Consider the following 26,820-nt stretch of genomic DNA (forward strand, 5'->3'; position numbering starts at 1 on the left):
ACCATTACCGATTGATCATTGGCCGGACGGGGCGGGCGCCGTCAGCTTCGCCTCGGCCTCGATGGCCCGCTTCAGTGCCGCCTTGATCTCCTCCTGGGCCTTGCCGAAGGCCGCCCAGTCGCCGGCCTGCCGGGCCTTCTCGGCGTCCTCGATGGCCTTCTGCGCATCGCCGAGGGCCGCCTTGACCGTCGGGTCCTGGATGGTCGGCGGCGTGACGGTGCCCTCACCCGGCGGCTGCTCCGGGGGCACCGGAACGGTCGGCGCCTCGGCCCCGAAGACCACGTTCAGCGCCTTCTCCAGGGTGTCCTCGAAGGCGGTCTGGTTGCCGTAGGTCACCAGCACCTTGCGCAGCAGCGGGTACTTGAGGGTGGAGCTGCGGACGTAGACCGGCTCGACGTAGAGCATTCCGCCGTCGAGCGGCACCGCGAGCAGGTTGCCGTACTCGATCTCCGAGTCACCACCGCGCAGCAGGCGGATGGATTCGGCGATCTTCGGCTCCGATTGGAACTTGCTCTGCACCTGGCTCGGGCCGTCCGGCGGCTTGCTGGTCGGCATCTTCAGAATGCGGATGCTGCCGTAGTCCGGGGTGCCCGGATCGGCGTTGACCGCCATGAAGGCGCTCAGGTTGGGCCGCTCGTTCGGCGTGAACGTCGTGGTGAGCGAGAAGACCTGGCCCTTCTCCTTCTGGCCCGGCATCTTCATCGACAGGTAGTACGGCGGAACGGCCGTACCGGCCTTGGTCGTCGGGTCGTCCGGAACCGCCCACGCCTCGCTGCCGCTGAGGAAGGTCTGCGGGTCGGTGACGTGGTAGCGGGTCAGCAGCTCGCGCTGGACCTTGAAGAGGTCCTGCGGGTACCGCAGGTGGTCCATGAGCGGCTTGCTGATCTCGGCCTTGGGCTTCACCGTGCCCGGGAACGCCTTCATCCAGGTCTTCAGGACCGGGTCCGCGGTGTCCCACTGGTACAGGTCGACCGAGCCGTCGTAGGCGTCGACGGTGGCCTTCACCGAATTGCGGATGTAGTTGACCTGGTTCTCCTGCGCGACCACCGCGCGCTGGCTGTTGGTCAGCGAGTCCGCGGTGCTCTGGCCGAGCGTGGTGCGCGAGGCGTACGGGTACCCGTTGGTGGTCGTGTACGCGTCGACGATCCACTTGATCCGGCCGTTGATCACGGCCGGATACGGCGCGCCGTCGATGGTCAGCCACGGGGCGACCGCCTCGACGCGCTGCTTGGGCGTGCGGTTGTAGAGGATCCGCGAGCCGTCGCCGATGGCGCCCGAGTAGAGGATCTGCGGCTCGTTGAAGGTGAGCGCGTACGCGGCCCGGTTGACCGGGTTGTCGAGGTTGACGCCGGAGTCGCCCTTGTAGCTCGTCTCCTTCTCGCCCTTGTCGTCGGAGTAGTCGAGCTCCTTCTGCGGGCCGCCGACGATCGAGTACTGCTTCGTCTGCTCGCCGTAGTAGATGCGCTGCTCGAAGTCCGTGCCGAACACACCCTTGGAGGGCAGGTCGGCCTGCGTGAAGTCGGGGGCGCCCTCCTTCACGGTGGTGCCCTTGGCCGCGACCACGCCGTAACCGTGCGTGTACTTGAAGTGGTCGTTGATCCAGTTGTTCTTCGGGATGCCACCGATGTTCAGCTCGCGCAGCCCGATGACGGTGTCCTGGCCGCTGTACCGGTCCACGGCGAGCGTGGACGGGAAGGCGTAGTAGCCCTTGACCTGCTGGAGCTGCTGGAACGCCGGCGAGACGATGTTCGGGTCGAGGATGCGGATGCTGGCCGTGGTGTCGGCCTGCGGCCGCAGCTTGCCCCGGTCTTCCGTCTGCGGAACGCCCGGGTAGTCCGTGACCTCCGAGCCGGCGATGCCGTAGGCGTCGCGCGTGGCCTTGATGTTCTTCTGGACGTACGGGGATTCCTTGGCCTGCTCGTTCGGCTGGACCTGGAACTTCTGCACGATCGCCGGGTAGAGTCCGCCGATCAGGATCGCCGAGAGCACCATCAGGCCGAAGCCGATGACCGGCAGCTGCCAGGTGCGGCGCCACAGCGTCGCGAAGAACAACACGGCGCAGATCGCGGCGATGGCGACGAGGATCGTCTTCGCCGGCAGGTAGGCGTTCGCGTCGACGTAGCGCAGGCCCGTCCAGTTGTCGGCGGCCTTGAAGTCGCTGGACTTCACGGCGAGCCCGTACCGGTCGAGCCAGTAGGCGACCGCCTTGAGCGTGACGAAGAGGCCGAGCAGCACCGACAGGTGCCCGGTGGCGGCGGCGGTGGCCCGCGCACCCGGGCTCGTCACGCGCAGTCCGCCGTACAAGTAGTGCACGACGGACGCGGCGATCACCGACAGCACGACGGCGGCGAAGCCGAAGCCGAGCAGGAAGCGGTACCAGGGCAGGTCGAAGGTGTAGAAGGACACGTCCATGTGGAACTGCGGGTCCTTCGAACCGAAGGGCACCCCGTTCACGTACATGAGCCAGGTCTTCCACTGGCCGGCCGCCGAGGCGCCCGCGATCAGGCCGACGAGCACCGCGATGCCCAGCAGCAGCCACTTCTTGTACGGGGCGATGCTCATCCGGTAGCGGTCGAGGCTCTGCTGCTCCATCGACATCGCGCTGAGCGGCGGCCGCAGCCGGTGGGCCAGCCAGATGTTCAGCCCGACCGCACCGGCCATCAGCAGACCGAAGACGGCGAAGAGGCCGATCTTGGTCCACAGGGTGGTGGTGAAGACGGTGGAGTACTTCACGGAGCGGAACCAGAGCCAGTCAGTCCAGAAGCCCGCGAACATGATGAAGAGCATGGCCAGGACGGCCAGCACGCCCAAGGTCATGAGGAGAGTTCTCGCCCGCCGGGAGGGGCGGCCGACTCTCATCCGTGGCCCGGAAGGGCCTCCGCCGCGGTCCGGCATCTGGAAAGCCAAGGTGCGCACCTCGAAAGCTGAGTCTGGTAATGAACGGGCCCCCGATCGTAGGGCCCACTCATGCAACTTACTGAGGCTTCGGTCAGTTCCCGGTAATCGATGGAAAGGAGGCAGGATGTTGTCCATGTCCAACCTTTCGCCTTCCCCCGGCACCCCCATGGCGGCCAGCCCGCTGACCCGCGCCTGCCTCGAGATCGACGAGTACGCGGCCGGCCTCGGCTGGGACAAGCCCGCACGACTCTTCGCCCTCGTCGACACCGGCCGGCTCAAGAAGCAGGAACCGCGGCTGGCGAGCCAGCTCGGCCTCGACCACGACGACGCCGGCAAGTCCTCCCTCACCCCCATCGAGCAGGACGAGGTCCCGAAGGGGACGCCGCTCGACAAGTTCCTCGGCACCATCGCCTGGCCCGACGCCGTCGTCGGCTGCGCACTGACGGTGGAGCGCCTGATGCTGCCGCCGTCCGCGGAGTCCTCCGTACCGGAGGGACTGAACGACAAGCAGCTGTCGAAGTGGGTCGCCGGGCACCCGGAGCGGCAGGAGGTGCGCCTCACCGTGGCCGTGCTGCGCGACGGATCGCGGGAGTCGGCCGTGCGGCTGCGCGAGAAGGACTCCTCGACGGAGGTCCTCACCGGTGCGGGCCTGGTGCCGGGCCTGGCGGAGGCCCTGGCGGCGACCTTCTCGTAGGCCCTGCCCGTCCTGCCCGTCAGGGGGACGGGGCGGTCGTGGCTAGTGCTGTGACCGGCACTAGCTCGTGCACCGCGGCAGCCCGGCCGTGTCCCCCTTGCTGATCTTCTGCAGTGCCTTCGCGGCGTCGTCGATGGTGGACACCTTGACCAGGGTCAGCCCGTCGGGGACGTGGGAGGCCGCGGAGGCGCAGTTCTCGGCGGGCGTCAGGAAGTACTCGGCACCGGCCTTGCGGGCGCCGATGGTCTTCATCTGGATGCCGCCGATGGGGCCGACCTTGCCGGCGTCGTCGATGGTGCCGGTGCCCGCGACGAACTTCCCGCCGGTCAGGTCCTCCGGGGTGAGCTTGTCGACGATTCCGAGGGCGAACATCAGCCCGGCGCTCGGGCCGCCGACGTCGGCGAGCTTGATGTCGATCGTGAACGGGAAGGTGTGGTCGGTACCGGCCCGGATGCCGACGATGGCGTGGCCGTCGCCCTCCGCCTTGCCCGCGGTGATCGTCAGCTTCGAGGTGGCGGGGGCGTTGTTTCCGGCCTTCGCCGCCTCGGTCGCCTCCTTGGCGGGCACGATGGTGAACTCCACCGGCTCGCCCGGCTTGTGCTTGGTGACGAGCTTGGCCACGTCCTCGGGGGCGATGACGGCGGTGCCGTCCACGGCCTTGATCACGTCCCCGGCGTGCAGCTGTCCCTCGGCGGGGCTGTCCTTGACCACGGTGGAGACGATCACCCGGGCGGTGACCGGGATGCCGAGCTGCTTCAGGGCCGCCACCTTGGCGCTCTGCTGCGACTGGCTGAACTCCTCGGCGTTCTCCTGGGTGGACTCCGCCTCCGACTTCCCGTTCGGGTAGAGGTTCTCGTGCGGGACGACGATGTTGTCGCCGGCCAGCCACCCGTAGACCGCTTCCACCAGGCTCATCTCGTAGTCCGCACCGGTGACGCGGACCGTGGTCATGTTGAGGTGACCGCTGGTCGGGTACGTCTTGCGTCCCGCGATGTTGAGGACGGGCGCGCCGTGCGACTCCCCGAGCGTGTTCACCGTCGGGCCGGGGCTCATCTCGGAGTACGGAACCTTGATGAACACCCCTGCGCAGAGCAGCGCGAACAGCACCAGGGTGGAAGCGAGCATCGTCGCGGTGCGGCGTGGCATGGATCCGACAGTACGGGACGGCCTCGGCGGGCGACCCTCGGGGCCGGTCCGTACGGGGTCCGTACGCGAAACTCTCAGCGGAATCTCACGGAAGGCGGCGGACCGGAGCGCAGCGGACGCGGAGCGTCGAACGGCTGCGAACGACCGGGACGACGGCGGACGGCGGCGGACGCGTCAGACGGCGTCGGAGGCGGAGTGGGCAGACGGGGAGGAATGGGCATCGGCCTTCACCCTCGCCTGATCGGCGGTGGCCATGGCTTCCCGGAATCGCGCGTAGCCCGCGAGCTCGGATATGTCACCGTGTGTGCGGTCGCGTGCCGCCCAGCTGCCCCATATCGCCGCTCCGATCGCGGCGAACAGCGGAATCAGCAACCACGCCAAAGACGCCATGGGCGTGTCTCCCTACCCCGAAGTACGTTTCGTTGGTGGCTTCAACGCTCGTGCCCGTGGGGGGGTTACGCAAATCGAGGGCGTGTTGCGCGGCCGAACGGGTGCGAGGCTACCGCCTTCCGGGTGGCGCTCCGTGACCGGGGGTTCAACAGGCGCCGACCCACTCCTCGGTGCCGTCGCTGAACGTCTGGTGCTTCCAGATCGGGACCTCGTGCTTGAGGTCGTCGATCAGCATCCGGGCGGCTTCGAAGGCCTCGCCCCGGTGCGGGCAGGACACGGCGACGACGACGGCCAGGTCCCCCACGGCCAGGTCACCGACGCGGTGCACGGCCGCGAGGGCGCGGACCGGGAACTTGGCCACGACGCGCTCGGCGACGCGGCGCATCTCGGCTTCGGCGGTCGGGTGGCAGGAGTAGCCGAGCGAGTCGACGTCCGCCCCGCCGTCGTGGTTGCGCACCGTACCGACGAAGAGCGTCGTACCGCCCGACGCGTCGTCGCCGACGGCCTGGAAGACCTCGTCGATCGACAGGGCGGTCTCGCGGATCTGGAGCAGCCGGATCGGGTCCGGAGCGGCCTGCTCACCTGGGTGGTCGAAGTGCGGTGCCATGCCTTCATCGTGCCCTAGCCGCTGACACGGCGAAATAGCAGATTCGCCCGGGGCGGGGGCCCCGCCTTGGGAGCCTCCTACAGGGCGGTCCGCACAGCCCCGCGGTCCGCCCGGCCGGACGGCGCGTGCGGCGCCGCGGGTCCGGTCAGATCCCGCGCCGCTTGCGCGCCAGGCGGACCGCCGCGGCCGCGCCCAGCAGGGCCACCGTCGCGCCGGCCGCTCCGGCGGCCGTGGCGGCGTCCCTGCGGCCCAGCCGGCGGCCCGCGACCGTGTGGCGTCCCGAGACCTCCTGGAGGAGCTCGGCGAGCACCTCCTCGTTGGTCCAGCGCGGCCGCCAGCCCGCCGCGTGCAGCCCGCTGACGCTGACCACCCACGGGTGCATCGTGTAGGCGAGGTCCCCCGCCGGGGACGGGGTCAGGCCGATCCGGTGCAACCGGGCCGCCGCTCCCAGGGCGACCGCGGAGGGCAGCTCCATGCGGCGGATGCCGCTCAGCTCCTCGACCTCCTCCTGCTCCAGCCACCCCTCGCAGCCCACGGCCAGCTCGCCCTCGACCTTCTCCAGGGCCGCGTACTCCAGGGCGCTGACCAGGTCCTCCACGTGACAGAACTGCCAGGTGGGGCGGGATCCGGCCACCACGAGGAGCCGCGGGGACTCGAAGTACCGGGTCAGGGCGGTGTCGGTGCCGCCGACGAGGACGGCCGGGCGGATCACGGTGACGTTCAGTCCGGGGTGCGCGCGGGGGGCCCGGCGGCCGAGGCGCTCGATCTCCAGCAGGTCGCCGACGCCGGTCGCCTCGGCGGTGGCCCGCAGCTCGGAGTCCTCGGACAGCGGGATGTCGTTGTCCGGCAGGGCCCCGTAGACCATCGCCGAGGTGCAGAGCACGACCCGGTGCACGCCCGCCGCGGCGGCGGCCGTCAGGACGGTCTGGGTGCCGCGCACGTTGTACGCCGTACGGGCGGCCGGATCGGTCTCCAGGTCGAGGTCCAGCGCGAGGTGGACCACGACGTCCGCGCCGCGCAGCTTCTCGGCGATCGCGGGGTCCCGTACGTCGAGGACGTGCCACTGCGCGGCGGCGCAGTCCCCCCGTCGCTCGTCGATGGCGACGACCTGCTTGACCTCGTCGGAGGCGGCCAGACGGCTCACGAGGGCCGCGCCGACTCCCGAGGCGGCGCCCGTCACGGCGATCACCGGGCTGCGCCGGCGGAGCGCCTCCGGGTTTCGCGGCTGGCGAACGCCGGGGGCGCCCTCAGCGTGCTCGGAGCTGTTTTCGTCGTCGTGCATCGCGCGAAACTGCGGATCTGGGGAACTCACCGGGCGTCTCCAGCGGTTGTCTTCAGTAGGGGCGCGTCGTGACGCGTACCCACCAGGTGATGTCCATCCTGCCGCAGCCCAGGAGTCGGCGGAGCACCGAGCCCGGATGCGGCCGCGGTGTCTAGGCTGGGTGGTGTTGTCTGTCCATTACCCGTCGGCTCCCGCCGGCGGCCCTACGAGCCGAGGAAACCCGTGAGCGACACCCCATTCGGATTCGGCCTTCCGCCGGAGGAGCCGGAGAACGGCGACGATGGCAAGAAGAAGGGCAACCAGGGCGGTCAGGGCGGCCCGGCGAATCCCTTCGGGTTCCCCGGCATGGGTCTGCCGGGCGGGGCGGGCGCTCCCGGAGCGGACAACCCGTTCGCCGCGATGTTCGGTTCGATGAACCCGAACGACCTCGGTGCCGCCTTCCAGCAGCTCGGCCAGATGCTCAGCTACGAGGGCGGTCCCGTGAACTGGGACATGGCCAAGGACATCGCCCGCCAGACCGTCGCGCAGGGCACTTCGGACGGCGTCAAGGACACGAGCGTCGGCGTCGCCGAGAAGTCCGCCGTCGAGGAGGCCGTGCGCCTCGCCGACCACTGGCTGGACGGCGTGACCTCGCTGCCCTCGGGCGCCACCACGGCCGTGGCCTGGAGCCGCGCCGAGTGGGTCGAGGCGACCCTGCCGGTGTGGAAGGAGCTCGTGGACCCGGTCGCGGAGCGGGTCGGCGCGGCCATGGGCGGCGTGCTGCCGGAGGAGATGCAGGCCATGGCGGGCCCGCTGCTCGGCATGATGCGCTCCATGGGCGGCGCCATGTTCGGCCAGCAGATCGGCCAGGCCGTCGGCACCCTCGCGGGCGAGGTCGTCGGCTCGACGGACATCGGCCTGCCGCTGGGCCCGGCCGGCAAGGCCGCGCTGCTGCCGCTGAACATCGAGGGCTTCGGCAAGGACCTGGGCGTGCCCTCGGACGAGGTGCGGCTCTACCTGGCCCTGCGCGAGGCGGCCCACGCCCGCCTCTTCGCCCACGTGCCGTGGCTGCGCTCGCACCTGTTCGGCGCGGTCGAGGGCTACGCCCGCGGCATCAAGGTCGACACCTCGAAGCTGGAGGACGTCGTCGGCCAGCTGGACCCGTCCAACCCGGAGCAGCTGCAGGAAGCGCTCCAGGGCGGCATGTTCCAGCCGCAGGACACCCCCGAGCAGAAGGCCGCCCTGGCCCGCCTGGAAACGGCGCTCGCGCTGGTCGAGGGCTGGGTCGACGCGGTGGTGCACGAGGCCGCCAAGCCCCGGCTGAGCTCGGCGGACGCGATGCGCGAGACCATGCGGCGGCGCCGCGCCTCCGGCGGCCCCGCGGAGCAGACCTTCGCGACGCTGATCGGCCTGGAGCTGCGCCCGCGCCGGCTGCGCGACGCCTCGCGGCTGTGGGCCTCCCTCACGGATGCGCGGGGGGTGGACGGCCGCGACGGTCTCTGGGAGCACCCGGACATGCTGCCGACGGCCTCCGACCTGGACGACCCGGACGGCTTCGTGCACCGCGAGCAGTTGGACTTCTCCGAGATCGACAAGATGCTCGGCGAGGCCGCCGAGAAGCGCGAACAGGACGGCGACGAGAAGAAGTGAGCCTGCACGAAGACGCGGTCCTCGTCCTGAAGGCGTACGAGGACCAGCCGGAGCTGCGCGACCTGTACCTGGAGCACCTGGCGGCCCACCCGGACGGGGTCTACAAGCCCTGTGGGGCCGGGCACGTCACGGGCAGCGCACTGGTGATCGATCCGGTGCGGGGGCGCGTCCTGCTGACCCTGCACAAGAAGCTCGGCATGTGGCTCCAGATGGGCGGCCACTGCGAGGCCGGTGACCGGACCCTCGCCGAGGTGGCGCTGCGCGAGGCCCGTGAGGAGTCGGGCATCGCGTCGGGGCTGACGCTGGTCGAAGGCGGGCCGGTGCGCCTGGACCGGCACCCGATCCCGGCGCCCTGCAACTGGCACCTGGACGTGCAGTACGCGGCGCTGGCTCCGGCCGGCGCGGTGGCGGAGATCAGCGAGGAGTCCCTGGACCTGCGCTGGTTCCCGTACGAGGAGGTGGCGGCGGTGGCCGACGCGTCCGTCGTACGGCTGCTGGAGGCGGCCTTGGCGCGGCTCGACGGCTGAGCCGGGCCCGCGTCCGCGGACGTGGCGAAGGGGCGGTCCCTGGTGGGGCCGCCCCTTCGCCGTGCCGGGAGGTGTCAGTTCCAGGCGTTGTTCTGGTTCTGCGCGTGCGAGCCGTGCTGGCCCATGCCGAACTGCGCGGCGACGCCCTGGCCGAGCTGGGCGTTCTGCGGCGGCAGCACCTCGCTGGGCTGCACCAGCGCGAAGCCGGTGCCGAGGAAGCTCAGCTCCCAGCCCTCGCCGGTGTTGCCGCGCCGCCGCCACACCCCACTGGAGTGCGTCTGGGCCTGCATCTGCACCCGGAGCGAGGTGGACCAGGCCACGATCGCGTCGGCGTCGACGTTGACGTACTTGTCGGGCGTGACGTGCATCATCAGCGGCTGCCCGGAGGTCATCAGCGCGACCTTGCCGCGGCCGGAGATGTTGAGCTGGTACTTGCCCGAGCCGGAGATCCCGTACTGGCTGTCCACCGCGATGACCTCGGTGTGCAGGGTGGAGTCCAGGGCCAGCACGTAGCTGCTGTCGACCGTGAGGCCGTCCTGGTCCACGTCCACGACGTGCACGTACTGGGCCAGGTTGGCCAGGTAGACCGTGCCCTGCCCGGAGCAGCGCATGAGGTCGAGGCCCTCGCCGGTGCGGCGACGGGCATTGCGCTGGCTGGTGGTCTGGTACTCGCCGTCGAAGTCGATGAGTCCCTGGTAGGCGACCATGGCGCCCTTGCGGGCGAGCACGTCGTCGGAGCCCGTCAGCGAGACCCGCAGCAGCTGCGGGTTCTGGATGGCGTACCGCTCCTGGGACTGCGCCTCGGCGTGGGCGAAAAGTGCGCTCTGCATTATGTGTCCGCTCCCCCTCAGCCCCGGGCCCGGAGCCGGTCGGTGCTGTCCTCGCTGGGCTGTACGACGACGATGCCCTGGCCGGAGAAGGCCATCTGGTAGGCCTCCCCGCTGCCCCGGCCGATCATCGACGAGGCCTTGAAGCTGCGCTTTCCCTTGACCTTGAGATTCGGCGACCAGGCGACGAGCGCGTCGGGGTCGACGTACGTCTCGTCGTCGCCGCGGCCGCAGTCGACCACGATCGGGGTGCCGCGGGAGGTCAGGGCGACCCACCCGGTGCCCGCGATCTGAACGTTGAACAGGCCCTGGCCGGCGAACTTGGCGAGGCCCTTGACTCGCTCGACGCCCCACTGGAGGTGTGCGTCGAAGGCGAGCAGGTTGGTGCCGTTGACCGAGAGCGAGTCGTTGTTGAGGTTGATGACGACCACGTCGGCGCCGTAGTCGGCGAGGTAGAGCAGGCCGTCGCCGGTGCACTTCATCAGCGGCGCGCCTTCGCCGGTGATCCACTGCGAGGCCATTTGACGGACGGCCGGCGGGTTGGGCTCGTACTGGACGAAGCCCTCGTAGGCGACCATCGAGCCGGTACGGGCGAAGAGGTCCTGGCCGCTCTGCATGGCGACCTTGAGCATGGCCCGGCCGTGGTTCTCCATGCGGGCCGTGACGGGGGTCGGGGCGAAGCCCGCGAGTTGCTGGTTCATTGCGTTCATGTCGGGCTCCCTCAGACCTCGTACGGCTGGACGACGATGAAGTTGCCGGGAGCGCCGCGGAACTGGAGGTTCACGGTCTCCCCGCTGTGGCCGGGGTAGGCGTTGCGCCGCAGCCGGACCTGGCTGGAGATGATCACCTGCGAGGCGGAGGACCACGCGACGATGGCGTTGCTGTCCGCGAAGGTGGTCGGGGTGACGGGCAGGACCACCGGGACGCCGTGCGTCTTGACGATGACCGTGCCGGTGCCCTGGAACTGCATGGTGAACAGGGCGCCGCCGGGGATGCCGTGGCCCTCGATGCGGCGGACCTCGTGCTGGAGCGACTCGTCGAAGGCGAGGACCGCCTCGGCCGAGACGCAGATCCCGTCGCCCTGGAGCTCGATGGCGTGCAGGTGGGCGCCGTTCTCCGCGAGGAAGACCTGGCCGCGGCCGGTGCAGCGCATGAGCTGCATCTCCTGGCCGGTGGCGTTGCCGACGATGCGGCCGGCGAAGCCCGCCCCCTTGTAGCTGAAGTCGACCTTGCCCTGGTACAGGACCATGCTGCCCTGGCGGGCGAGGACGGCCTGGCCGCCCATCGACAGGTCGACGCGCATGAGCTGCTGGTTCTGCGGGGTCCAGCGGGCGCCGGTGGGGGCTTCCTTGTACGGCTGGAGCGCGGCGGCGAGGCCCGCTCCGGCGGCCGTCTGCTGCGGCGCTTGCGCGTACTGCGGCGGCTGCTGGCCGAAGGCGGGCTGCTGCTGCCCGTACGGGGGCGGCTGCTGGCCGGGGACCTGGCCGTAGGAGGGCTGCTGCGGCGGCTGTCCGTAGGGCGCGGGGGCCGGCGCGGGCGGCGGCACCTGGCCGTAGGACGGCTGGGGCGGCTGCGGCGGCTGGCCGTACGGGGCGGGGGCCGGCGGGGCGAGCGGCGCGGCCATGGTCGGCGCGGCGTGCACCGGGGCCGGGGCCGCGGGCTGCTGGTACTGGGGCTGCGGGGCACCGGGCGCGGGCACGGGCGCGCCGAAGGACGGCGCGGGGGCCGGGGCCTGCGGGGCCTGCTGAGCGGGGGCCGGGGCGCCGAAGGCCGGGGCCGGGGCGGCCGCCTGCGGCGGGGCGAACCCGGGCGAGGCCGCGGCCGGGGCCTGCTGCGCCGGCTGCTCGTCCTCGGCGACCTCGCCGCCGAAGTTCCGCAGCAGCGCGTCGAGCCCGCCGTCGAAGCCCTGGCCGACGGCGGCGAAGCGCCACACGTCCTTCAGGTAGAAGTCACCGAGCATCACGGCCCGCTCAGTGGTGAACTCCGCGCCGGTGAAGGAGTACCGGACGACCTCTTCGCCGCCGGCCACGATCCGGATGTAGCCGGGGCCGATCTGCGACATCTGTCCGGCGCCGTCGATGGTGGCGGTGAAGGACAGCTTGTGGATGGACGCCGGAATGCGGTCCAGCGTCACCCGGAAGGATTCGGTGTCACCCGACTGCGCACCGAGTTGCTGAATGGACTCTTCCGGCGACTTCGGCTGATTGAAGAAGACGAAGTAACGGTCGTCCGACAGCTGCTCGTTGGCGTCGAGGCCGAAACAGCTGATGTCGAAGGCGAGTCCTGATCCGGCGATCTGGACGCCTACGTACAGATCGGTGCCCGCCGTGAGATCACTGATCTTGGCCTTGTGGCCGCGTTGGAATTCCCTGGCCATACGTACGACCGTCCCCCATCCCGACTGTGAATGCGTGGCGCTCAGGCTAACGGCAATTGCCGACATCCGGCCAAGCCGGTACCGACCCGGTACAAAACCGTGCGTGCTGCCCGGGCGGCGGCCGGCGGGCCGACGGGTGGACCGGCGCGGGCGCCTGCGGGCTCATTCCTCGCGGGCCGCGGGGACCTTCGGCAGGCGCTCGGCGGCGACCACGCCCTCCAGGTAGCCGCGGGCCCTCTCGGTGCGCGGGTACGCCTCCAGCAGTTCCCAGAAGCGGGGCCCGTGGCCGGGTACGAGCAGGTGGGCCAGCTCGTGCAGGAGCACGTAGTCGACGACGTACTCGGGCATCCCCTGGAGCCGGTGCGAGAGCCGGATGCTGCCTTCGGCGGGGGTGCAGGAGCCCCAGCGGGTGTTCTGGTTGGTGACCCAGCGGACCGTGCGGGGGCGGGCGCGGCCGTCGAAGTACTGCTCGGACAGCTGCGCGGCGCGCTCGGTGAGTTCCGCGTCCCCGAAGGTGCGCCGGCTCTCCTGGGCGGCCAGTTTGTCGAGCATGACCCCCACCCAGCGCTGCTCCTCCGCCTCGGACATCCGGGCAGGGATGAGCACGACCGTACGGTCACCCTCGCGATAGGCGGATACGGTCCTGCGGCGGCGCGCGCTCCGGCGGACTTCGACGGCGCGCTGCGGTGGGTCGGCGGACACGCCACGACGGTACCCGGTTGCGGTGGCGAAAGTCCCGCCCGTCCGCGGTTCGAACACGAGGGATTCACGGCCGTTTTCCGGAACCCCATTTCCCTTCATCTCATATGCCTAATACCTCGCACCTGTGGACAAAATTCGGCACGGATTCCGGCGGGCGGGCACTGTTGCGGAAGAACGGGAAACGGGCCGTGCACGTGCGCACGACTGCCGACGAGAACGCACGAGTACGCACAAGTGCGCACGACTGCCGACGAGTCCGCACGAGTGCGCATGGGATATCGAGGAGGACGGGACATGTATCCGAAGGTGAAGCCGGCGCTGGCGCGGGCGTGGCGGGATCTGCAGACGGTTCAGTTCGGGGTGACGCCCGCCCATGCGGTGGTGCTCGGCCCCGTGGACACGGCGACGGGCACGCTGATCGACCGGATCGACGGGACCCGGGGGATGGAACTGTTGCGGGCCGAGGCCTCGGGGATGGGGCTGCCGGACGGCCGGGCCGACGAGGTGGTCAGGACGCTGGCGGGGGCCGGCCTGCTCGACGACGTCACGGCGGGCGGCCCGCGGGCCCAAGCCCTGCGGGAGCATCCGCAGACCGTGGAGCGGCTGGGCCCCGACCTGGGTTCGCTGTCCCTGGTCCACCGGGAGCCCGGCGGGGACTTACGGGGGATCGTCGCCCGCCGGGCGATACGGGTCCGGGTGCGCGGGAGCGGCCGGGTGGGGGCCGTGATCGCCGCGGTCCTGGCGGGAGCCGGCGTGGGCCGGGTCGAGGTGCTCGACGGGGGCCGGGTGGAGCCGGCGGACGTGGCGCCGGGCGGGCTGGACCCCGGGAGCGTGGGCCGGCCGCGGGCCGAATCCGCGGGCAGGCTGGTGCGCGAATCGGCCCCGGGGCGCACCCCGCGGGCCGGGGACGAGGCGGGGGCGGAGCCGGGACTGGCCCTGGTGGTGGTCGCGCCCCGGGACGGGCTGCACGCCTGGGCCCCGGATCCGGACACCGCAGCCGACTGGATCGCCTCGGGCATCCCGCACCTGTACGCGGGGGTGTTGGAGGGGACGGGGCTGGTGGGGCCGCTGGTGCTGCCGGGGTCGACGGCCTGCGCGGGGTGCATGGAGCGCGACCGCGTGGACCGGGACGCCGCCTGGCCGAGGATGCTCGTGCAGTGGCGTTCGGCCCACCGCCGCCGCGCGGGTGCTGCCTGCGACCTGGGCCTGTCCACGGCGGTGGCCGGGCTGGCCGCGGCGCACGCGCTGGCCTTCCTCGACGGACAATTGCCCGCTTCCACGGGCTCCCGCTGGGAGGCCGCCCTCCCCGCGCTGCACTGGGAATCCACACCGGTCCCCCCACATCCCGACTGCCCCTGTGGGGCGGGTGGGGCACCGGAGGCGGATCGGGCGGGGACCGGCCGGGAGGGCCATGACAGGATGCGCTGAAGGTGTCGGGGCGACGGAGCCCTTCCGGAGTCCGTCGTTCGCGGCGCAGCGGTCTGGGACATGGAGGGGCGTATGTCTGATCTTCCCCGGAAGGCGGTCACCCGTACGGTCAAGCTGGCCGCGCTGCCGCTCGGCATAGCGGGCCGGGCCACGTGGGGGCTGGGCAAGCGGATCGGGGGCAAGTCCGCGGAGATCGTGGCGCGCGAGCTCCAGCAGCGCACCGCAGAGCAGTTGTTCCGCACGCTCGGGGAGCTGAAGGGCGGTGCCATGAAGTTCGGGCAGGCCCTGTCGGTCTTCGAGTCGGCCCTGCCCGAGGAGATCGCGGGGCCCTACCGGGCGGCGCTGACCAAGCTTCAGGAGGCGGCCCCGCCGCTGCCCGCGGCGACGGTGCACCAGGTGCTGACGGACCGTCTCGGCGCAGACTGGCGGGATCTGTTCGAGGAGTTCGAGGACCAGCCGGCTGCGGCGGCCTCCATCGGGCAGGTGCACCGGGCGGTGTGGCACGACGGCCGGCAGGTGGCCGTCAAGGTCCAGTACCCGGGCGCCGGTGAGGCGTTGTTGTCGGACCTGAAGCAACTGGGCCGGTTCGCGGGGCTGCTGGGGCCGCTGATCCCCGGCATGGAGATCAAGCCGCTGATCAAGGAGTTGCGCGACCGGGTAGCCGAGGAACTCGACTACGAACTGGAGGCCGAGGCCCAACGGACGCACTCGGACGCCTTCGTGGACGATCCGGACGTGGTCGTGCCGGACGTCGTGCACCAGGGCGACCAGGTGCTGGTGACCGAGTGGATGGAAGGGACCCCGCTGTCGGAGGTGATAGCCGACGGCACCCAGGAGGAGCGGGATCGCGCCGGACAACTGCTGGCCGGATTCCTGTTCTCTGGTCCGGCGCGCACCGGCCTGCTGCACGCGGACCCGCACCCGGGCAACTTCCGGTTGATACCGGGGGCGGACGGCCGGATGCGGCTGGGGGTCCTGGACTTCGGCACGGTCGACCGGCTGCCCGGTGGCTGGCCCAAACCGATCGGCAGATCGCTGCGGATGACGCTGGACGGTGACGCCGAGGGGGTCTACGGGCACCTGTGCGCCGAGGGGTTCGTGAAGGAGTCCGTCGAGCTCGACCCCGACGCGGTGCTGGACTACCTGAAACCGATCATCGAGCCCGCCGAGGCGGAGGAGTTCACCTTCACCCGGCCGTGGCTGCGCGGCCAGGCGGCGCGGATCGCCGATCCCCGCTCCCCCGCGCACCAGTTGGGCCGGCAGATCAACCTGCCGCCGTCCTACCTGCTGATCCACCGCGTGACGTTGAGCACCATCGGGGTGCTGTGCCAGCTGGGCGCGACGGTGCGACTGCGAGACGAACTGGACACCTGGCTGCCGGGGTTCGCCTCCGCCGAGTGACTGCGCGGGCGCGTCACCACCAGGACGAGTCGAGTCTGCCCTCGATCGCCCGGAGGTTGGCGCGCGCACAGTCGACGCAGAAGTACTGTCTGATCCCGTTCTCCACCGAGCAGGTCCAGGTGGGTGGGATCTCGCCCGGGGCCTTCGCGCCGCAGCCCGCGCAGACGACGGGCTGGGCCTCGGATCCCGACGGGTCGGGGTGGGGAGTCGGCTGGTCCACCTCCAGACGATATCCCCGTCCGGGGCGGACGGGCCCGCGCAACGCCCCGACGGCCGCGGCGAGCCTGCGGATTCCGTCGACGACCGCGCGGGCGGCCCCGCCGGGGCCGCGTTCGCGCCCGGAGCGGGCGTGCCGGAACGTGGCGGAATGCGAACGGGCGTCGGCCCCCACCGCCCGGCGGTCCGGGTGATGGGGGCCGACGCCCGCTGCTTCTTCAGCTCTTAGTTCATGACGGCCATGGCCAGCGCGCGCCGGGCGCGCATGGAGACGCGCTCGGCACGCCGCTGCATGCGGCGGGCGGCGACCAGGCGCACGGCGTGACGCTCGGCGTCCGCCTCACGCATGCGGTCGTCCATATGGGCGCGAGCCAGGGCTTCTGGGATGAGTTGCATTTCGCGGGTCCTGTTCTGACGCGAGGTGATCGCGCCGGCGGTGATGAAGTCTGCGTGGGCGGCGCCGTGGGGCTGCTCGCTCGTGGTGTAGGAGGTCATGGGGGCCTGCTTCAAGGGGTCGTGCGTCAGGGGGCGGTCGATGGTTCCGATGGCGGTCATGCCGTGACAACCGGGTTCTTGCGCGGACGGCCACGGGGACGCTTGCGGGCGACGACGACACCCTGGACGAAGAGCTCGCCACCCCAGACACCCCAGGGCTCGCGGCGCTCGACCGCTCCGGCGAGGCAGGCCTCGACCAGCGGGCAGGTGCGGCAGAGGGACTTGGCGTACTCGACGTCGGCCGGGGACTCGGCGAAGAAGACCTCGGGGTCGAAGGTGCGGCAGGGGACGGGCACACCGAGGTTCTCGATGGCGTCGTCGAGCGCGGTCAGCGCGGTGAGCGGGGTCAAGGTGTGGTCCTCCGGGACTGCGGGCGGGGAGATCATTTGGGTCTGCGGTACGGACGGGGCGTGCGCTTCGAGTTGCACGGTGTTTTCTTCCTCGTCTTGTTCGGCTAGTCGTTCCGGCCGGTCGGCCGGGTTCGGCTGGTACCTGGCTGCCAGTCCCGAGGCCCCTTCGCTCCGTCGTCCCGGTTCGGGACAAACAGAAGGGCCGCGGATCCCGGGTGGGGTTCCGCGGCCCTGAAGGCGCCGGCCTGATCATGCGATCAGGCTGGATCACTCCAGGGTTCGAGCCCACGGAAGGCCCACATCAGGTGGTGCTGCTGCTTCGTCTGCTTCTTCTGGGATCCGGCACCGGCTGCGGCAGCGAATCCATAGGCGCCATGCGCCTGCGCTTCTGCTGCCAGTACTGCCACCGGTGCCATGGTCGGTCGCTCATTGCGCTCACTGACCGGAAGGATCGCCAGCAGGGCGGGGGCGTCGGCGGAAATCGCGGACGCACCGGTACCCAGAGGGGAGACGGAACCGAGCAGGCAGGAAGCATCGACCGAGCGATCGGTCATTTTGGTGAAGGTCATGAAGCTGGTCACTGGTCTCGCCTCCTCTCGGCGTCTCGGGGACCCGGCCCGGGGGCCTGTCCCATACGTATTCGGATAAGTACAGCACGGATCCCGGGCTTCGGAGAAGCCACCGTTTCCGTTGCTAAGAACCTATGGGTCTTCGCTGGGCATGTGCAAACTATTTTTCCGACGAGTTTCTACGCGTCGTCAGGATGCCCGGCCCCAACCTCTTGACCTGCGCAGATGGCCAGGACATCGGCTCCGTACCGATCAAGCTTACGGCCACCCACTCCGGAGATCATCGAGAGCTCCCCCGCCTCGGACGGCGCGGCCTCCGCGATGGCCATCAGCGTCTTGTCCGTGAAGACGCAGTAGGCGGGCAGGCCTTGCTCCTTCGACTGTCCCGCGCGCCACTCCCGCAGCCGCTCGTAGAGGCCTTCGTCCATGTCGGACGGGCAGTCCTCACAGCGCATCAGCTTCAGCTCGCCGGCCTCGGTCAGGGTCTTGCCGCAGACCCGGCACAGTGCCGGACCACGACGCACGCGCCCCCGCGCCCCTCGCTCCGCCGTGGAGGCCGCTCCGGTGCCCCGGGCCGCGGAGCCCGGCCGCAGGCCGTTCAGGAAGCGGCTGGGGCGCCTGGAGGGCCGGCCGCCGGGGGCGCGGGAGAGCGCCCACGACAGGCTCAGGTGGATCCGTGCCCGGGTGACGCCGACGTAGAGCAGCCGCCGTTCCTCCTCGACCTGCTCGTCGGTCTTCGCATAGGTGATCGGCATCATGCCGTCGGTGAGGCCGACGAGGAACACGGCGTCCCACTCCAGACCCTTCGCCGCGTGCAGCGAGGCCAGGGTGACGCCCTGGACGGTCGGGGCGTGCTGGGCGGCTTTGCGTTCGTCCAGTTCGATCGTGAGGTCCGCCAGGGTCGCTGCGGGGCGGGCCCGGGCGAAGTCCTCGGCGAGGCGGACCAGCGCGGCCAGCGATTCCCACTGGTCGCGCACGGCGCCGGAGCCGGCGGGCGGCTCGGTGCTCCAGCCGGTGGAGCTGAGCACCGCCCGGACCTGGGAGCCCAGCTCCACGACGTCGTCGAGCAGCGGGTCGTTCCCGCCGGAGCGGGCGGCTCCGCGCAGCGCGAGGATCGCCTTCTGGACCTCCTGGCGCTCGAAGAATCGCTCGGCTCCGCGCAGTTGGTAGGGGACACCGGCGTCGGCGAGGGCCTGCTCGTAGACCTCGGACTGGGCGTTGATGCGGTAGAGCACGGCGATCTCGCCCGCCGGGACGCCCGCGGCGATCAAGTCCCGGATCCGGCGGGCGACGCCCTCGGCCTCGGTGGGCTCGTCCGCGTACTCGGCGTAGACGGGGTCGGGGCCGGTCTCGCGCTGCGAGATCAGCTCCAGCCGGTGCTCGGCGGCCCGGCCCTTGGCCTGGTTCAGGAGCCCGTTGGCCAGGTGGACCACCTGGGGGGTGGAACGGTAGTCGCGGACCAGCTTGACCACCGTGGCCTGCGGGTAGCGGGTGCGGAAGTTCAGCAGGTGGTCGGGGGTGGCGCCGGTGAAGGAGTAGATGGTCTGGCTGGCGTCACCGACGACGCAGAGACTGTCGCGCTCGCCGAGCCACAGGTCCAGCAGCCGCTGCTGGAGCGGGCTGACGTCCTGGTACTCGTCGACGACGAAGTGCTGGTACTGCGTGCGGATCTGCTCGGCGATGTCGTGGCGGTCCTGGAGGATGCCGACGGTCAGGAGCAGCACGTCCTCGAAGTCGATCATGCCGCGGTCGCGCTTGAGCTGCTCGTACGTCCCGTAGATCTGGGCGATCTCGGCCAGGTCCCGGGGGGCCTCGCGGCCCGACTTGAGGGCGGCCACCGGGTAGTCGGCGGGCACGGTCTGGGTGACCTTCGCCCATTCGATCTCGCCCGTGACGTCGCGCAGCTCGTTGCGGTCGAGACGGATGCGGCAGCGCGCGCCAGCTTCGGCGACGAACTGGATCTTGCGCTCCAGCAGCCGGGGCAGCTCGCCACCGACCGCTTTCGGCCAGAAGTACTGGAGCTGGCGCAGGGCGGCGGAGTGGAAGGTGCGGGCCTGGACCCCGCCCGCGCCCAGCGTGCGCAGGCGTCCGCGCATTTCGCCCGCGGCGCGGTTGGTGAAGGTGACGGCCAGCACACTGGCCGGCATGAGCTGCCCGGACCGGACGCCGTAGGCGATGCGGTGGGTGATCGCGCGGGTCTTGCCGGTACCGGCACCCGCCAGCACGCACACCGGCCCGCGCAGGGTCGTCGCGACCTCGCGCTGCTCCGGGTCGAGGCCCAGGAGCACCGCATCGGCCGAGTCGGCGGAGGCGGAGCCACCCGGGAACGAGGAGGAGTGCGTTGCTGCTGTCACCCCGCCATGCTGCCAGGTCTCGTGGGTCGGGCGGGAAAGTTGTCCACAGGCGGCACGGATCAGTCGTATCGGTCACACCGGGTGCGCCGGGGTGACCGTAAGGGAATGGCCGCAGGGTCCCGTACGTTCGAGTACTCGGACCACCGAGCCCTCACGAAGGAGAGCGCAGCATGCAGGACACGGGCACCGTCACGATGTACAGCACGACCTGGTGCGGCTACTGCCGTCGGCTGAAGACCCAGCTGGACCGGGAAGGCATCGCGTACAACGAGATCAACATCGAGCTCGACCCGGAGTCCGCCGCGTTCGTGGAGAAGGCCAACGGCGGCAACCAGACGGTTCCCACCGTGCTCGTGACGTCCGCCACGGGCAACGAGTCCGTCATGACGAACCCGAGCCTGGCCCAGGTCAAGCAGGCCCTCGCCGTCTGATCGGCTCCCGGAGCGCACACAGCGGAGGGCCCCCGCCGAGGCGGGGGCCCTCCGCTGTCACGGGGCCCGGCGCGGGCCGGGGAAGTGACGAAGGTTACGCGGCCGCCTTCGGCAGCGGCTCGCCGTACCAGAGCTCGACCAGCCGGGCGGCGATGGAGATGCCCGATGGGGGCAGCACCTCGCCCGACGCGAACGCCGCGCGCAGCTCCTCGCGGGAGAACCAGCGGGCCTCCTCGATCTCCTCGCCGTCCACCGTGATCTCCGAGGTGGTGGCGCGGGCCCTGAAGCCGAGCATCAGGCTGTACGGGAAGGGCCACGGCTGGCTGGCCACGTACTCGACCTCGCCGACCCGGACGCCCGCCTCCTCCCACACCTCGCGGACGACGGACTGCTCTATCGACTCGCCGGGCTCCACGAACCCCGCCAGCGTGGAGAAGCGGCCCTCCGGCCAGTGCACCTGGCGGCCCAGCAGCGCCCGGTCGTGCTCGTCCGTGACCAGCATGATCACGGCCGGGTCGGTGCGCGGGTAGTGCTCGGCGCCGCAGCCCGGGCAGCGGCGGATGTGCCCGGCGGCCGCGACCACCGTGCGCTCGCCGCAGCGCGAGCAGAAGCGGTGCATCCGCTGCCAGTTCTCCAGCGCCACCGCGTGCACCATCAGCCCGGCGTCGCGCGGGGACAGCAGCAGGCCGGCCTCGCGCAGGCCGGCCGGCCTGGCCGACTGGTCCATGCGGCCGGGCAGCGCGTCCTTCTGCAGCGCGAAGTACCGTACGCCGTCCTCGTCGGTGCCCAGGAAGTAGCGGTGGGTCTCGGTGACCGGGGCCTCGAAGGCCGGGGTCATCACGATGCCGGTGCCGCCGTCGGGGGTGTCGTCGATCAGGACCTGGCCGCCGGAAACGACGAATACCCGGGTCGTGGGGTGGCTCCAGGCCGCGGCGAGCCACGCCTCGTCGAGCCGGTGGTGCGCGGCGCGGTCGATCCCGCTGGGCGCGGCGAGCGAAAGGGGGCGCTCGGTGGGAGGGCGCTCGGTATGGGTGCTCACAGGTACTTCCAACTCCCCCGGTGGTGGGACAGGCAGGCTCGGTACGGCAGGTGTGTGCGTCGGGTGTCAGGCGGTGGTTCGGTGGTGGGCGGCGAGGTCTCCCCACAGGTACGCGGTCGTCTCGACGCCCTTCAGCAGGAGGTCCAGCTCGACCTTCTCGTTGGGAGCGTGCCAGCCGTCGGACGGGACCGAGATGCCGAGGAAGAGGACGGGTGCGTCCAGGACGTCCTGGAGGTCCGCCGCGGGGCCGGAGCCGCCCTCCCGCGTGAAGCGGATCTTCTCGCCGAAGGCGCGGCCCATGGCCCGGACGACCGACTGCAGGGCCGGGTGGTCCAGCGGGGTCAGGCACGGGCGGGTCGGCGCGCCGAAGGTGATGGAGTGGCGGATCCCGGCCGGGATCCCGGCCGCGACCCAGTCCCGGACGGCCGCCTCGACCTCGTACGGGTCCTGCCCGGACACCAGCCGGAACGACAGCTTCAGGTGGGCGGAGGCCGGCACGATGGTCTTGCCGCCGGGGCCCTGGTAGCCGCCGCCGATGCCGTTGACCTCGGCCGTGGGGCGGGCCCAGACGCGCTCCAGGGTGGAGTACCCGGCCTCGCCCGCGGCCGCGTGGGACTTGGCCGTGCGCAGCCACTCGGACTCGTCGAAGGGCAGCTCGGCGATGAGCGCGCGCTCCGCGTCCGTCAGCTCGGCGATGTTGTCGTAGAAGCCGGGGATCGTGACCCGCCCGTCGGCGTCGTGCAGGGAGGCGACCAGGCGGGCGGCGACGGTGGCCGGATTGGGCACGGCCCCGCCGAAGGCGCCGGAGTGGATGTCCTGGTCCGGGCCGTGGAAGTCGATCTCGCAGTCGGCGACGCCGCGCATGCCGGTGCAGACGGTGGGGGTGGTCTCGGACCACATGCCGGTGTCGGAGACGATCACGACGTCGGCGGCGAGCTCGGCGGCGCGGGCCTCGATGAGGTCGCGGAAGTTCGGCGAGCCGGACTCCTCCTCGCCCTCGATGAGGAGCTTGAGGTGAACGGCGGGGGCGGCGGCGCCGGTGGCCGCCAGGTGCGCCCGTACCCCGAGGGTGTGGAAGAACACCTGCCCCTTGTCGTCGGCGGCGCCGCGCGCGTACATGCGGCCGCCCTGGACCACCGGCTCGAACGGGTCGGTGTGCCAGCCGTCGGCGAGGGCGGCGGGCTGCACGTCGTGGTGCCCGTACACGAGGACGGTCGGGGCGTGCGGGTCCTCGCTCGGCCAGTGCGCGAAGACGGCGGGCGCGCCGGGGGTCTCCCACACCTCGGCGACCGGGAAGCCGGTCTCCTTGAGCTTGGCCGCGAGCCATTCGGCGCTGCGGCGTACGTCGCCCGCGTGCTCGGGCTGGGCCGAGACGGAGGGGATGCGGAGCCACTCGGCGAGGTCGTCGAGGAAGGCGGCGCGGTGTGTGTCGATGTACGTGCGGACGACGCTGTCCGGCGGGGTGTCGCTCATGCCCTGAGCCTAGCCGTCCGCCTGCTGGTCACCGTCCGGGTCCGGTTCGCCTTGGAGGATCCGCTCAAGGCCGGCGCGGTCCGGGAGGTTTCGGGGGCGGATCACGCGGCCGCTGCGGACGTGCAGGAAGGCGGCGGAGACCCGCTCGAGCGGGGTGTTCGTGGCCTCGGCCCAGGCCACGCGGTAGACGGCGAGCTGGAGGGGGTCGGCCTGGGTGGTGCGGCCGGTCTTCCAGTCGACGATCTCGTACGAGCCGTCCGGGTTGCGGTAGACGGCGTCGATCCGGCCGCGCACGACCCGGCCGGCGAGGGTGAGCTGGACCGGGGCCTCCATGCGGTGGGGGGGTCGGTCCGCGTACGGGCTGCGTTCGAAGGCGGCCTTGAGGGAGTCGAGGTCGGCCTCGTCGACGATCTCCTGGTCGGAGCCTGCGCCGGGGAGGTCGGTGACGGGGTCGAGGACGTCGAGGAACGGCAACGGCAGCTCGTCGAACCGGGACTCGACCCAGGCGTGGAACCGGGTGCCCTGGCGGGCGGCGGGCTGCGGGGGCCGCGGCATGGGCCGGGCGAGGTCGCGCGCGAAGCCCTGCTCGTCGGCGGCGAGCCGGAGCAGCTGGCTGGCGGACAGGGCGGACGGCAGCTCGACGTCACGAACGGCCGCGCGGGCACGGCGGAGCTCGCCCTCGAGGGCGTCGAGATCACGGTCCCAGGAGGCGACGGCGCGGGCCTCGTCGGGAACCAGGTCGCCTCCGGCGGGGTCGGCCGTCACAGGACGCGGATGCGGCACGGCCGCGCCGGCGCCGGCGGTGGCCTCGTCGGCCCACAGGTCGTCGCCCTCCGGGACGGACCGGCTCCCGGCGGGTACGACCGCCTCGGCGCGGGGGGTCGGCACGGCCGCTCCCGCGGCGGCCGGGGATGCTCCGGGCCGGGGGCCGTCGAGCGGCGCGCCGGGGGCGGCCGGGAGGTCGTCCCCTGCCCTGCCCCGTCCCGGACCCGGGGTACCGCCCCGGGGCCCGTGGGAATCCCGCGTGGCAGCGTCGTCCCCGGGCAGGGCTTCGGCCCAGGCCTCGACCGCCCAGGGGTCGTCGGAGTCCGGCCCGGCGGCCCCCGACGCGTCGGCGGGCGTACGGGCCCGGGCCTCGCCGGACCAGAGGTCGTCGGGGTCCGGCCCCGTGACGGCGGACGCGTCGGCGGGCAGTCGGACGGTGCCCGGCGGCGGCCAGGCTTCGCCGGGCCGGGCTTCGGGTGCGGGCCGCGTGCCGGCCGCAGGCTCGTAGGGGTCGTCGGCCCGGGCCCGGGCATCGGGCTCGGAAGGCCCGGTGGCCGTGACCGGGGGCCCGGAGGGCCAGGGGTCGTCGGCGGGGTCCGGTTCCCAGGGGTCTTCGGCCGGCCACGGCTCCTCGCAGTCCGGGGGCCAGAGGTACTCGTCCTCCTCCGGGGGCGGGGCCGCGAGGTAGGACTCCACCAGGGCCGCCGCCGCGCGGCGCAGGGTGAGGGAGTACGGGTCGAGCGGGAGCGGCCAGGAGTGGTCTGGGGTGGAATCGCCGGACAGCGCCGGGTTCTCGGCGGTGGGGTCGGGCTCGTCCGCCCAGGCCTCGATCTCGCCGAAACCGGCCGCGCAGTGCTCGTACAGGGCTTCGAGGAACGGCGACGGGCCGCGGCGCTTCTTCTGGCTCGGGCCCCACCAGTGGCCCGAAGCCAGCAGCAGGGAGCGCGGCCGCGTGAAGGTCACGTAGCCGAGGCGGAGCTCCTCCACCGACTTGTGGTCCTTGAGCGCGGCCTTGAAGGCCTTCAACCCCGCCGAGGTCCAGGCCGGAACCCCGGGCAGGGTGGGCGCGTCGCCGCGCAGCGCGTACGGGAGCACCTTCGCGTACGAGGTCCAGGCCTCCGGCGGCTTCTCCTTCGGGAAGGCGCCGGCGCACAGGTCCGGAACCACCACCACGTCCCACTCCAGGCCCTTGGACTTGTGGGCGGTGAGCACCTTGACCGTGTTCTCGCCGCCGGGCAGCGCGTGGTCCAGGCCCTTCTCGTACTGGGCGGCCGTGCGCAGGAACGCCAGGAAGGCCAGCAGCGTGGCCTCGCCGTCGAGGGCGGCGAAACCGGCCGCCACGTCCATGAAGTTCGACAGCGTCTCGCGCCGGCGGGCCGCCAGCGCGTGCGGGGAGGCCGACAGCTCCACCTCCAGGCCGGTGGCGGTCAGCACCCGGTGCAGGACGTCCATCAGCGGGTCCGCGAGGGAGCGCCGCAGGTCGCGCAGTTCCTGGGCGAGGTGCGCGAAGCGGATCCGCGCTTCCGCCGAGAAGGGGAGGTCGTCCGGGGCCTGCCCGGCGCCGTCGAGGAAGGTCTCCAGGGCGTCGGCCAGCGAGACGATCTCCGCCGGGTCCACGCCCTCCACGGCCGCCGCGAGGCGTTCGTCCGGGTCGGACCCGGCGGGCGCGCGGCTCACCAGGAGCCGCGCCCGGCGGCCCAGCAGGGCCAGGTCGCGCGCGCCGATCCGCCACCGCGGGCCGATCAGGAGCCGGACCAGGGAGGCGTTGGCGCCCGGGTCCTGGAGGACCTCGCAGACGGCGACGAGGTCGGCGACCTCGGGCAGGTGCAGCAGCCCGGAGAGGCCGACGACCTCGACGGGCACGTCCCGGTCCACCAGCACGGCCTGGATCTGGGCGAAGTCTCCGGCGGAGCGGCACAGTACGGCGATCTCGCGCGGCTCCGTCCCGGTGCGGACCAGGTGGGCGACGGAGTCGGCGAGCCAGTCGAGCTCCTGTGCGTGGGTCTCCAGCAGGGCGCAGCGGACCTGCCCGGCGGCCTCCGCGCCCGGCGCCGGACGCAGCGCCTCCACGCCTTCGTGCATGGCGCGCAGCGGGGCGGCGAGTCCATTGGCCAGGTCCAGCAGGCGGCCGCCGCTGCGCCGGTTCTCGCTGAGGGAGAGCCGGGTGGCGGGGGTCCCGTCGGCGTGCGGGAAGTGTTCCGGGAAGTCGTCGAGGTTGGCGACGGAGGCCCCGCGCCAGCCGTAGATCGCCTGGCAGGGGTCGCCGACGGCGGTCACGGCGTGGCCGGAGCCCGCGCCGAAGAGGCCGGACAGCAGCAACCGCTGTGCGACGGAGGTGTCCTGGTACTCGTCGAGCAGGACCACCCGGAACTCCTCGCGCAGCAGCGCCCCCACCTCGGGCCGGGTGGTGGCGAGCTGCGCGGAGAGGGCTATCTGGTCGCTGAAGTCGAAGAGGTCTCGGGAGCGTTTGGCGGCGCGGTAGCGGACGACCAGTTCCAGCAGCTCGATGCGGCCGCGCACGGCCTCCGGAACCTTGCGGAGGTCCTCGTTGGTGAGCTTGGTGCCGGCGAGCACGTCGAGCAGTCCGGTGTCGTGCAGGCGCAGGTGCTCGGGCTCGACCAAGTGCTCGGAGAGTTCCCCGTCGAGCGCGAGGAGGTCGCCGACCAGGTCGGGGACCGACTTGGTGAGCGAGGGGTACGGGCCGGGGGCCTCGCGCAGCACTTTCGCGGCGAGCTGGAAGCGGGTGGCGTCGGCGAGCAGCCGGGAGCTGGGCTCCAGGCCGATGCGCAGGCCGTGGTCCTTCAGGAGCTGCCCGGCGAAGGCGTGGTAGGTGGAGATGCGGGGCTCGCCGCCGACCGCGTCCGCGTCCGCCGGGGAGGGGTCCGGGTCGGTGATGCCCGCCCGCGCGAGGGCCTTGCGCACGCGCTCGGACAGTTCGCCGGCGGCCTTGTTGGTGAAGGTCAGGCCGAGCACCTGTTCGGGTGCGACCGCGCCGGTACCGACGAGCCAGACGACGCGGGCGGCCATGACGGTGGTCTTGCCGGAGCCGGCGCCCGCGACGACGACCTGCGGGGCGGGCGGGGCGGTGACGCACGTCATCTGCTCGGGCGTGAAGGGGATCCCGAGGAGCTCCTTGAGCTGCTCGGGGTCGGAGAGGGCGGGCGGACGCGCGGGCACCCAAAAAGGCTAGCCGCCCGCACCGACAGCCCCGACCGCCGAG

At 71.9% G+C, this 26,820-nt stretch carries 23 protein-coding genes; 6 read left to right on the plus strand and 17 right to left on the minus strand.

What is annotated here, in order from left to right; genetic code table 11:
• Positions 1 to 15: 15 nt before the first annotated feature.
• The gene (locus ACIQK6_RS23000) at positions 16 to 2,895 is read right to left on the minus strand and encodes a UPF0182 family protein (RefSeq protein ID WP_402695467.1); all 2,880 of its coding nucleotides are present in this window, start codon (positions 2,893 to 2,895) and stop codon (positions 16 to 18) included.
• Positions 2,896 to 3,022: 127 nt separating this feature from the next.
• Here ACIQK6_RS23000 and ACIQK6_RS23005 point away from each other — a divergent pair, with 127 nt between their 5' ends.
• Positions 3,023 to 3,592 (plus strand): PPA1309 family protein, encoded by a 570-nt coding sequence (locus ACIQK6_RS23005; protein WP_329099145.1) that lies wholly within the window; start codon positions 3,023 to 3,025, stop codon positions 3,590 to 3,592.
• 60 nt (positions 3,593 to 3,652) lie between these two features.
• On the opposite strand, the gene ACIQK6_RS23010 is transcribed toward ACIQK6_RS23005, so the two are convergent.
• The 4 genes from ACIQK6_RS23010 to ACIQK6_RS23025 form a co-directional block, all read right to left on the minus strand.
• Positions 3,653 to 4,738, minus strand: coding sequence for a PDZ domain-containing protein (locus tag ACIQK6_RS23010; RefSeq protein WP_329099146.1), 1,086 nt, complete (start codon positions 4,736 to 4,738; stop codon positions 3,653 to 3,655).
• Between the two features lie 174 nt (positions 4,739 to 4,912).
• On the minus strand, positions 4,913 to 5,128 hold the full coding sequence (locus tag ACIQK6_RS23015) for a hypothetical protein (protein WP_329099147.1): 216 nt from the start codon (positions 5,126 to 5,128) through the stop codon (positions 4,913 to 4,915).
• Positions 5,129 to 5,273: 145 nt separating this feature from the next.
• Positions 5,274 to 5,735 (minus strand): molybdenum cofactor biosynthesis protein MoaE, encoded by a 462-nt coding sequence (locus tag ACIQK6_RS23020; RefSeq protein ID WP_329099149.1) that lies wholly within the window; start codon positions 5,733 to 5,735, stop codon positions 5,274 to 5,276.
• A 145-nt stretch (positions 5,736 to 5,880) separates the two neighbouring features.
• Positions 5,881 to 7,047: an SDR family oxidoreductase gene (locus tag ACIQK6_RS23025; protein WP_329099150.1), complete on the minus strand. Its 1,167-nt coding sequence runs from the start codon at positions 7,045 to 7,047 to the stop codon at positions 5,881 to 5,883.
• Positions 7,048 to 7,239: 192 nt separating this feature from the next.
• Between ACIQK6_RS23025 and ACIQK6_RS23030 the strand changes: the two genes are divergently transcribed.
• A complete protein-coding gene (locus ACIQK6_RS23030) occupies positions 7,240 to 8,646 on the plus strand; it encodes a zinc-dependent metalloprotease (protein WP_329099151.1) in 1,407 nt (468 codons plus the stop codon).
• Entirely contained in the window at positions 8,643 to 9,173 is a 531-nt protein-coding gene (locus tag ACIQK6_RS23035; protein ID WP_329099152.1) for an NUDIX hydrolase, read from the plus strand. Before ACIQK6_RS23030 ends, ACIQK6_RS23035 begins: the two co-directional genes overlap by 4 nt.
• A 74-nt stretch (positions 9,174 to 9,247) precedes the next feature.
• Here ACIQK6_RS23035 and ACIQK6_RS23040 read toward each other — a convergent pair whose 3' ends face one another.
• From ACIQK6_RS23040 to ACIQK6_RS23055, 4 genes are all read right to left on the minus strand, one after another.
• The gene (locus tag ACIQK6_RS23040) at positions 9,248 to 10,003 is read right to left on the minus strand and encodes an AIM24 family protein (RefSeq protein ID WP_329099153.1); all 756 of its coding nucleotides are present in this window, start codon (positions 10,001 to 10,003) and stop codon (positions 9,248 to 9,250) included.
• 17 nt (positions 10,004 to 10,020) lie between these two features.
• Positions 10,021 to 10,701: an AIM24 family protein gene (locus ACIQK6_RS23045; protein ID WP_266606616.1), complete on the minus strand. Its 681-nt coding sequence runs from the start codon at positions 10,699 to 10,701 to the stop codon at positions 10,021 to 10,023.
• Between the two features lie 20 nt (positions 10,702 to 10,721).
• Entirely contained in the window at positions 10,722 to 12,377 is a 1,656-nt protein-coding gene (locus ACIQK6_RS23050; protein ID WP_402695356.1) for a TerD family protein, read from the minus strand.
• 162 nt (positions 12,378 to 12,539) lie between these two features.
• Complete coding sequence (locus ACIQK6_RS23055) at positions 12,540 to 13,178, minus strand: M48 family metallopeptidase (RefSeq protein WP_402695357.1); 639 nt, start codon at positions 13,176 to 13,178, stop codon at positions 12,540 to 12,542.
• Between the two features lie 195 nt (positions 13,179 to 13,373).
• Here ACIQK6_RS23055 and ACIQK6_RS23060 point away from each other — a divergent pair, with 195 nt between their 5' ends.
• Complete coding sequence (locus tag ACIQK6_RS23060) at positions 13,374 to 14,507, plus strand: ThiF family adenylyltransferase (protein WP_329099155.1); 1,134 nt, start codon at positions 13,374 to 13,376, stop codon at positions 14,505 to 14,507.
• A gap of 72 nt (positions 14,508 to 14,579) precedes the next feature.
• Complete coding sequence (locus ACIQK6_RS23065; RefSeq protein WP_329099156.1) at positions 14,580 to 15,908, plus strand: AarF/ABC1/UbiB kinase family protein; 1,329 nt, start codon at positions 14,580 to 14,582, stop codon at positions 15,906 to 15,908.
• Between the two features lie 13 nt (positions 15,909 to 15,921).
• Here the strand turns inward: ACIQK6_RS23065 and ACIQK6_RS23070 are convergent, their stop codons facing one another.
• From ACIQK6_RS23070 to ACIQK6_RS23090, 5 genes are all read right to left on the minus strand, one after another.
• Positions 15,922 to 16,128: a hypothetical protein gene (locus ACIQK6_RS23070; RefSeq protein WP_329099157.1), complete on the minus strand. Its 207-nt coding sequence runs from the start codon at positions 16,126 to 16,128 to the stop codon at positions 15,922 to 15,924.
• A gap of 221 nt (positions 16,129 to 16,349) precedes the next feature.
• Positions 16,350 to 16,679, minus strand: coding sequence for a hypothetical protein (locus tag ACIQK6_RS23075; protein WP_329099158.1), 330 nt, complete (start codon positions 16,677 to 16,679; stop codon positions 16,350 to 16,352).
• Positions 16,676 to 17,047, minus strand: coding sequence for a WhiB family transcriptional regulator (locus tag ACIQK6_RS23080; RefSeq protein ID WP_030010480.1), 372 nt, complete (start codon positions 17,045 to 17,047; stop codon positions 16,676 to 16,678). Before ACIQK6_RS23080 ends, ACIQK6_RS23075 begins: the two co-directional genes overlap by 4 nt.
• Before the next feature lie 179 nt (positions 17,048 to 17,226).
• A complete protein-coding gene (locus tag ACIQK6_RS23085; RefSeq protein WP_329107659.1) occupies positions 17,227 to 17,538 on the minus strand; it encodes a hypothetical protein in 312 nt (103 codons plus the stop codon).
• A gap of 179 nt (positions 17,539 to 17,717) precedes the next feature.
• The gene (locus ACIQK6_RS23090; RefSeq protein WP_402695468.1) at positions 17,718 to 19,952 is read right to left on the minus strand and encodes an ATP-dependent DNA helicase UvrD2; all 2,235 of its coding nucleotides are present in this window, start codon (positions 19,950 to 19,952) and stop codon (positions 17,718 to 17,720) included.
• A gap of 110 nt (positions 19,953 to 20,062) precedes the next feature.
• Between ACIQK6_RS23090 and ACIQK6_RS23095 the strand changes: the two genes are divergently transcribed.
• Positions 20,063 to 20,323 carry a mycoredoxin gene (locus tag ACIQK6_RS23095; protein ID WP_329099160.1) on the plus strand — a complete coding sequence of 87 codons (261 nt, stop codon included), beginning with the start codon at positions 20,063 to 20,065 and terminating at the stop codon, positions 20,321 to 20,323.
• 94 nt (positions 20,324 to 20,417) lie between these two features.
• Here ACIQK6_RS23095 and nudC read toward each other — a convergent pair whose 3' ends face one another.
• The 3 genes from nudC to ACIQK6_RS23110 are packed head-to-tail and all read right to left on the minus strand — an operon-like array spanning position 20,418 to position 26,777.
• Complete coding sequence (gene nudC / locus ACIQK6_RS23100; protein ID WP_329099161.1) at positions 20,418 to 21,374, minus strand: NAD(+) diphosphatase; 957 nt, start codon at positions 21,372 to 21,374, stop codon at positions 20,418 to 20,420.
• Positions 21,375 to 21,428: 54 nt separating this feature from the next.
• Positions 21,429 to 22,835: a dipeptidase gene (locus ACIQK6_RS23105; RefSeq protein WP_402695358.1), complete on the minus strand. Its 1,407-nt coding sequence runs from the start codon at positions 22,833 to 22,835 to the stop codon at positions 21,429 to 21,431.
• 9 nt (positions 22,836 to 22,844) lie between these two features.
• On the minus strand, positions 22,845 to 26,777 hold the full coding sequence (locus ACIQK6_RS23110; protein ID WP_402695359.1) for a UvrD-helicase domain-containing protein: 3,933 nt from the start codon (positions 26,775 to 26,777) through the stop codon (positions 22,845 to 22,847).
• Positions 26,778 to 26,820 lie beyond the last annotated feature (43 nt).

It is taken from the genome of Streptomyces sp. NPDC091682, assembly GCF_044756625.1.
Lineage (GTDB): Bacteria > Actinomycetota > Actinomycetes > Streptomycetales > Streptomycetaceae > Streptomyces.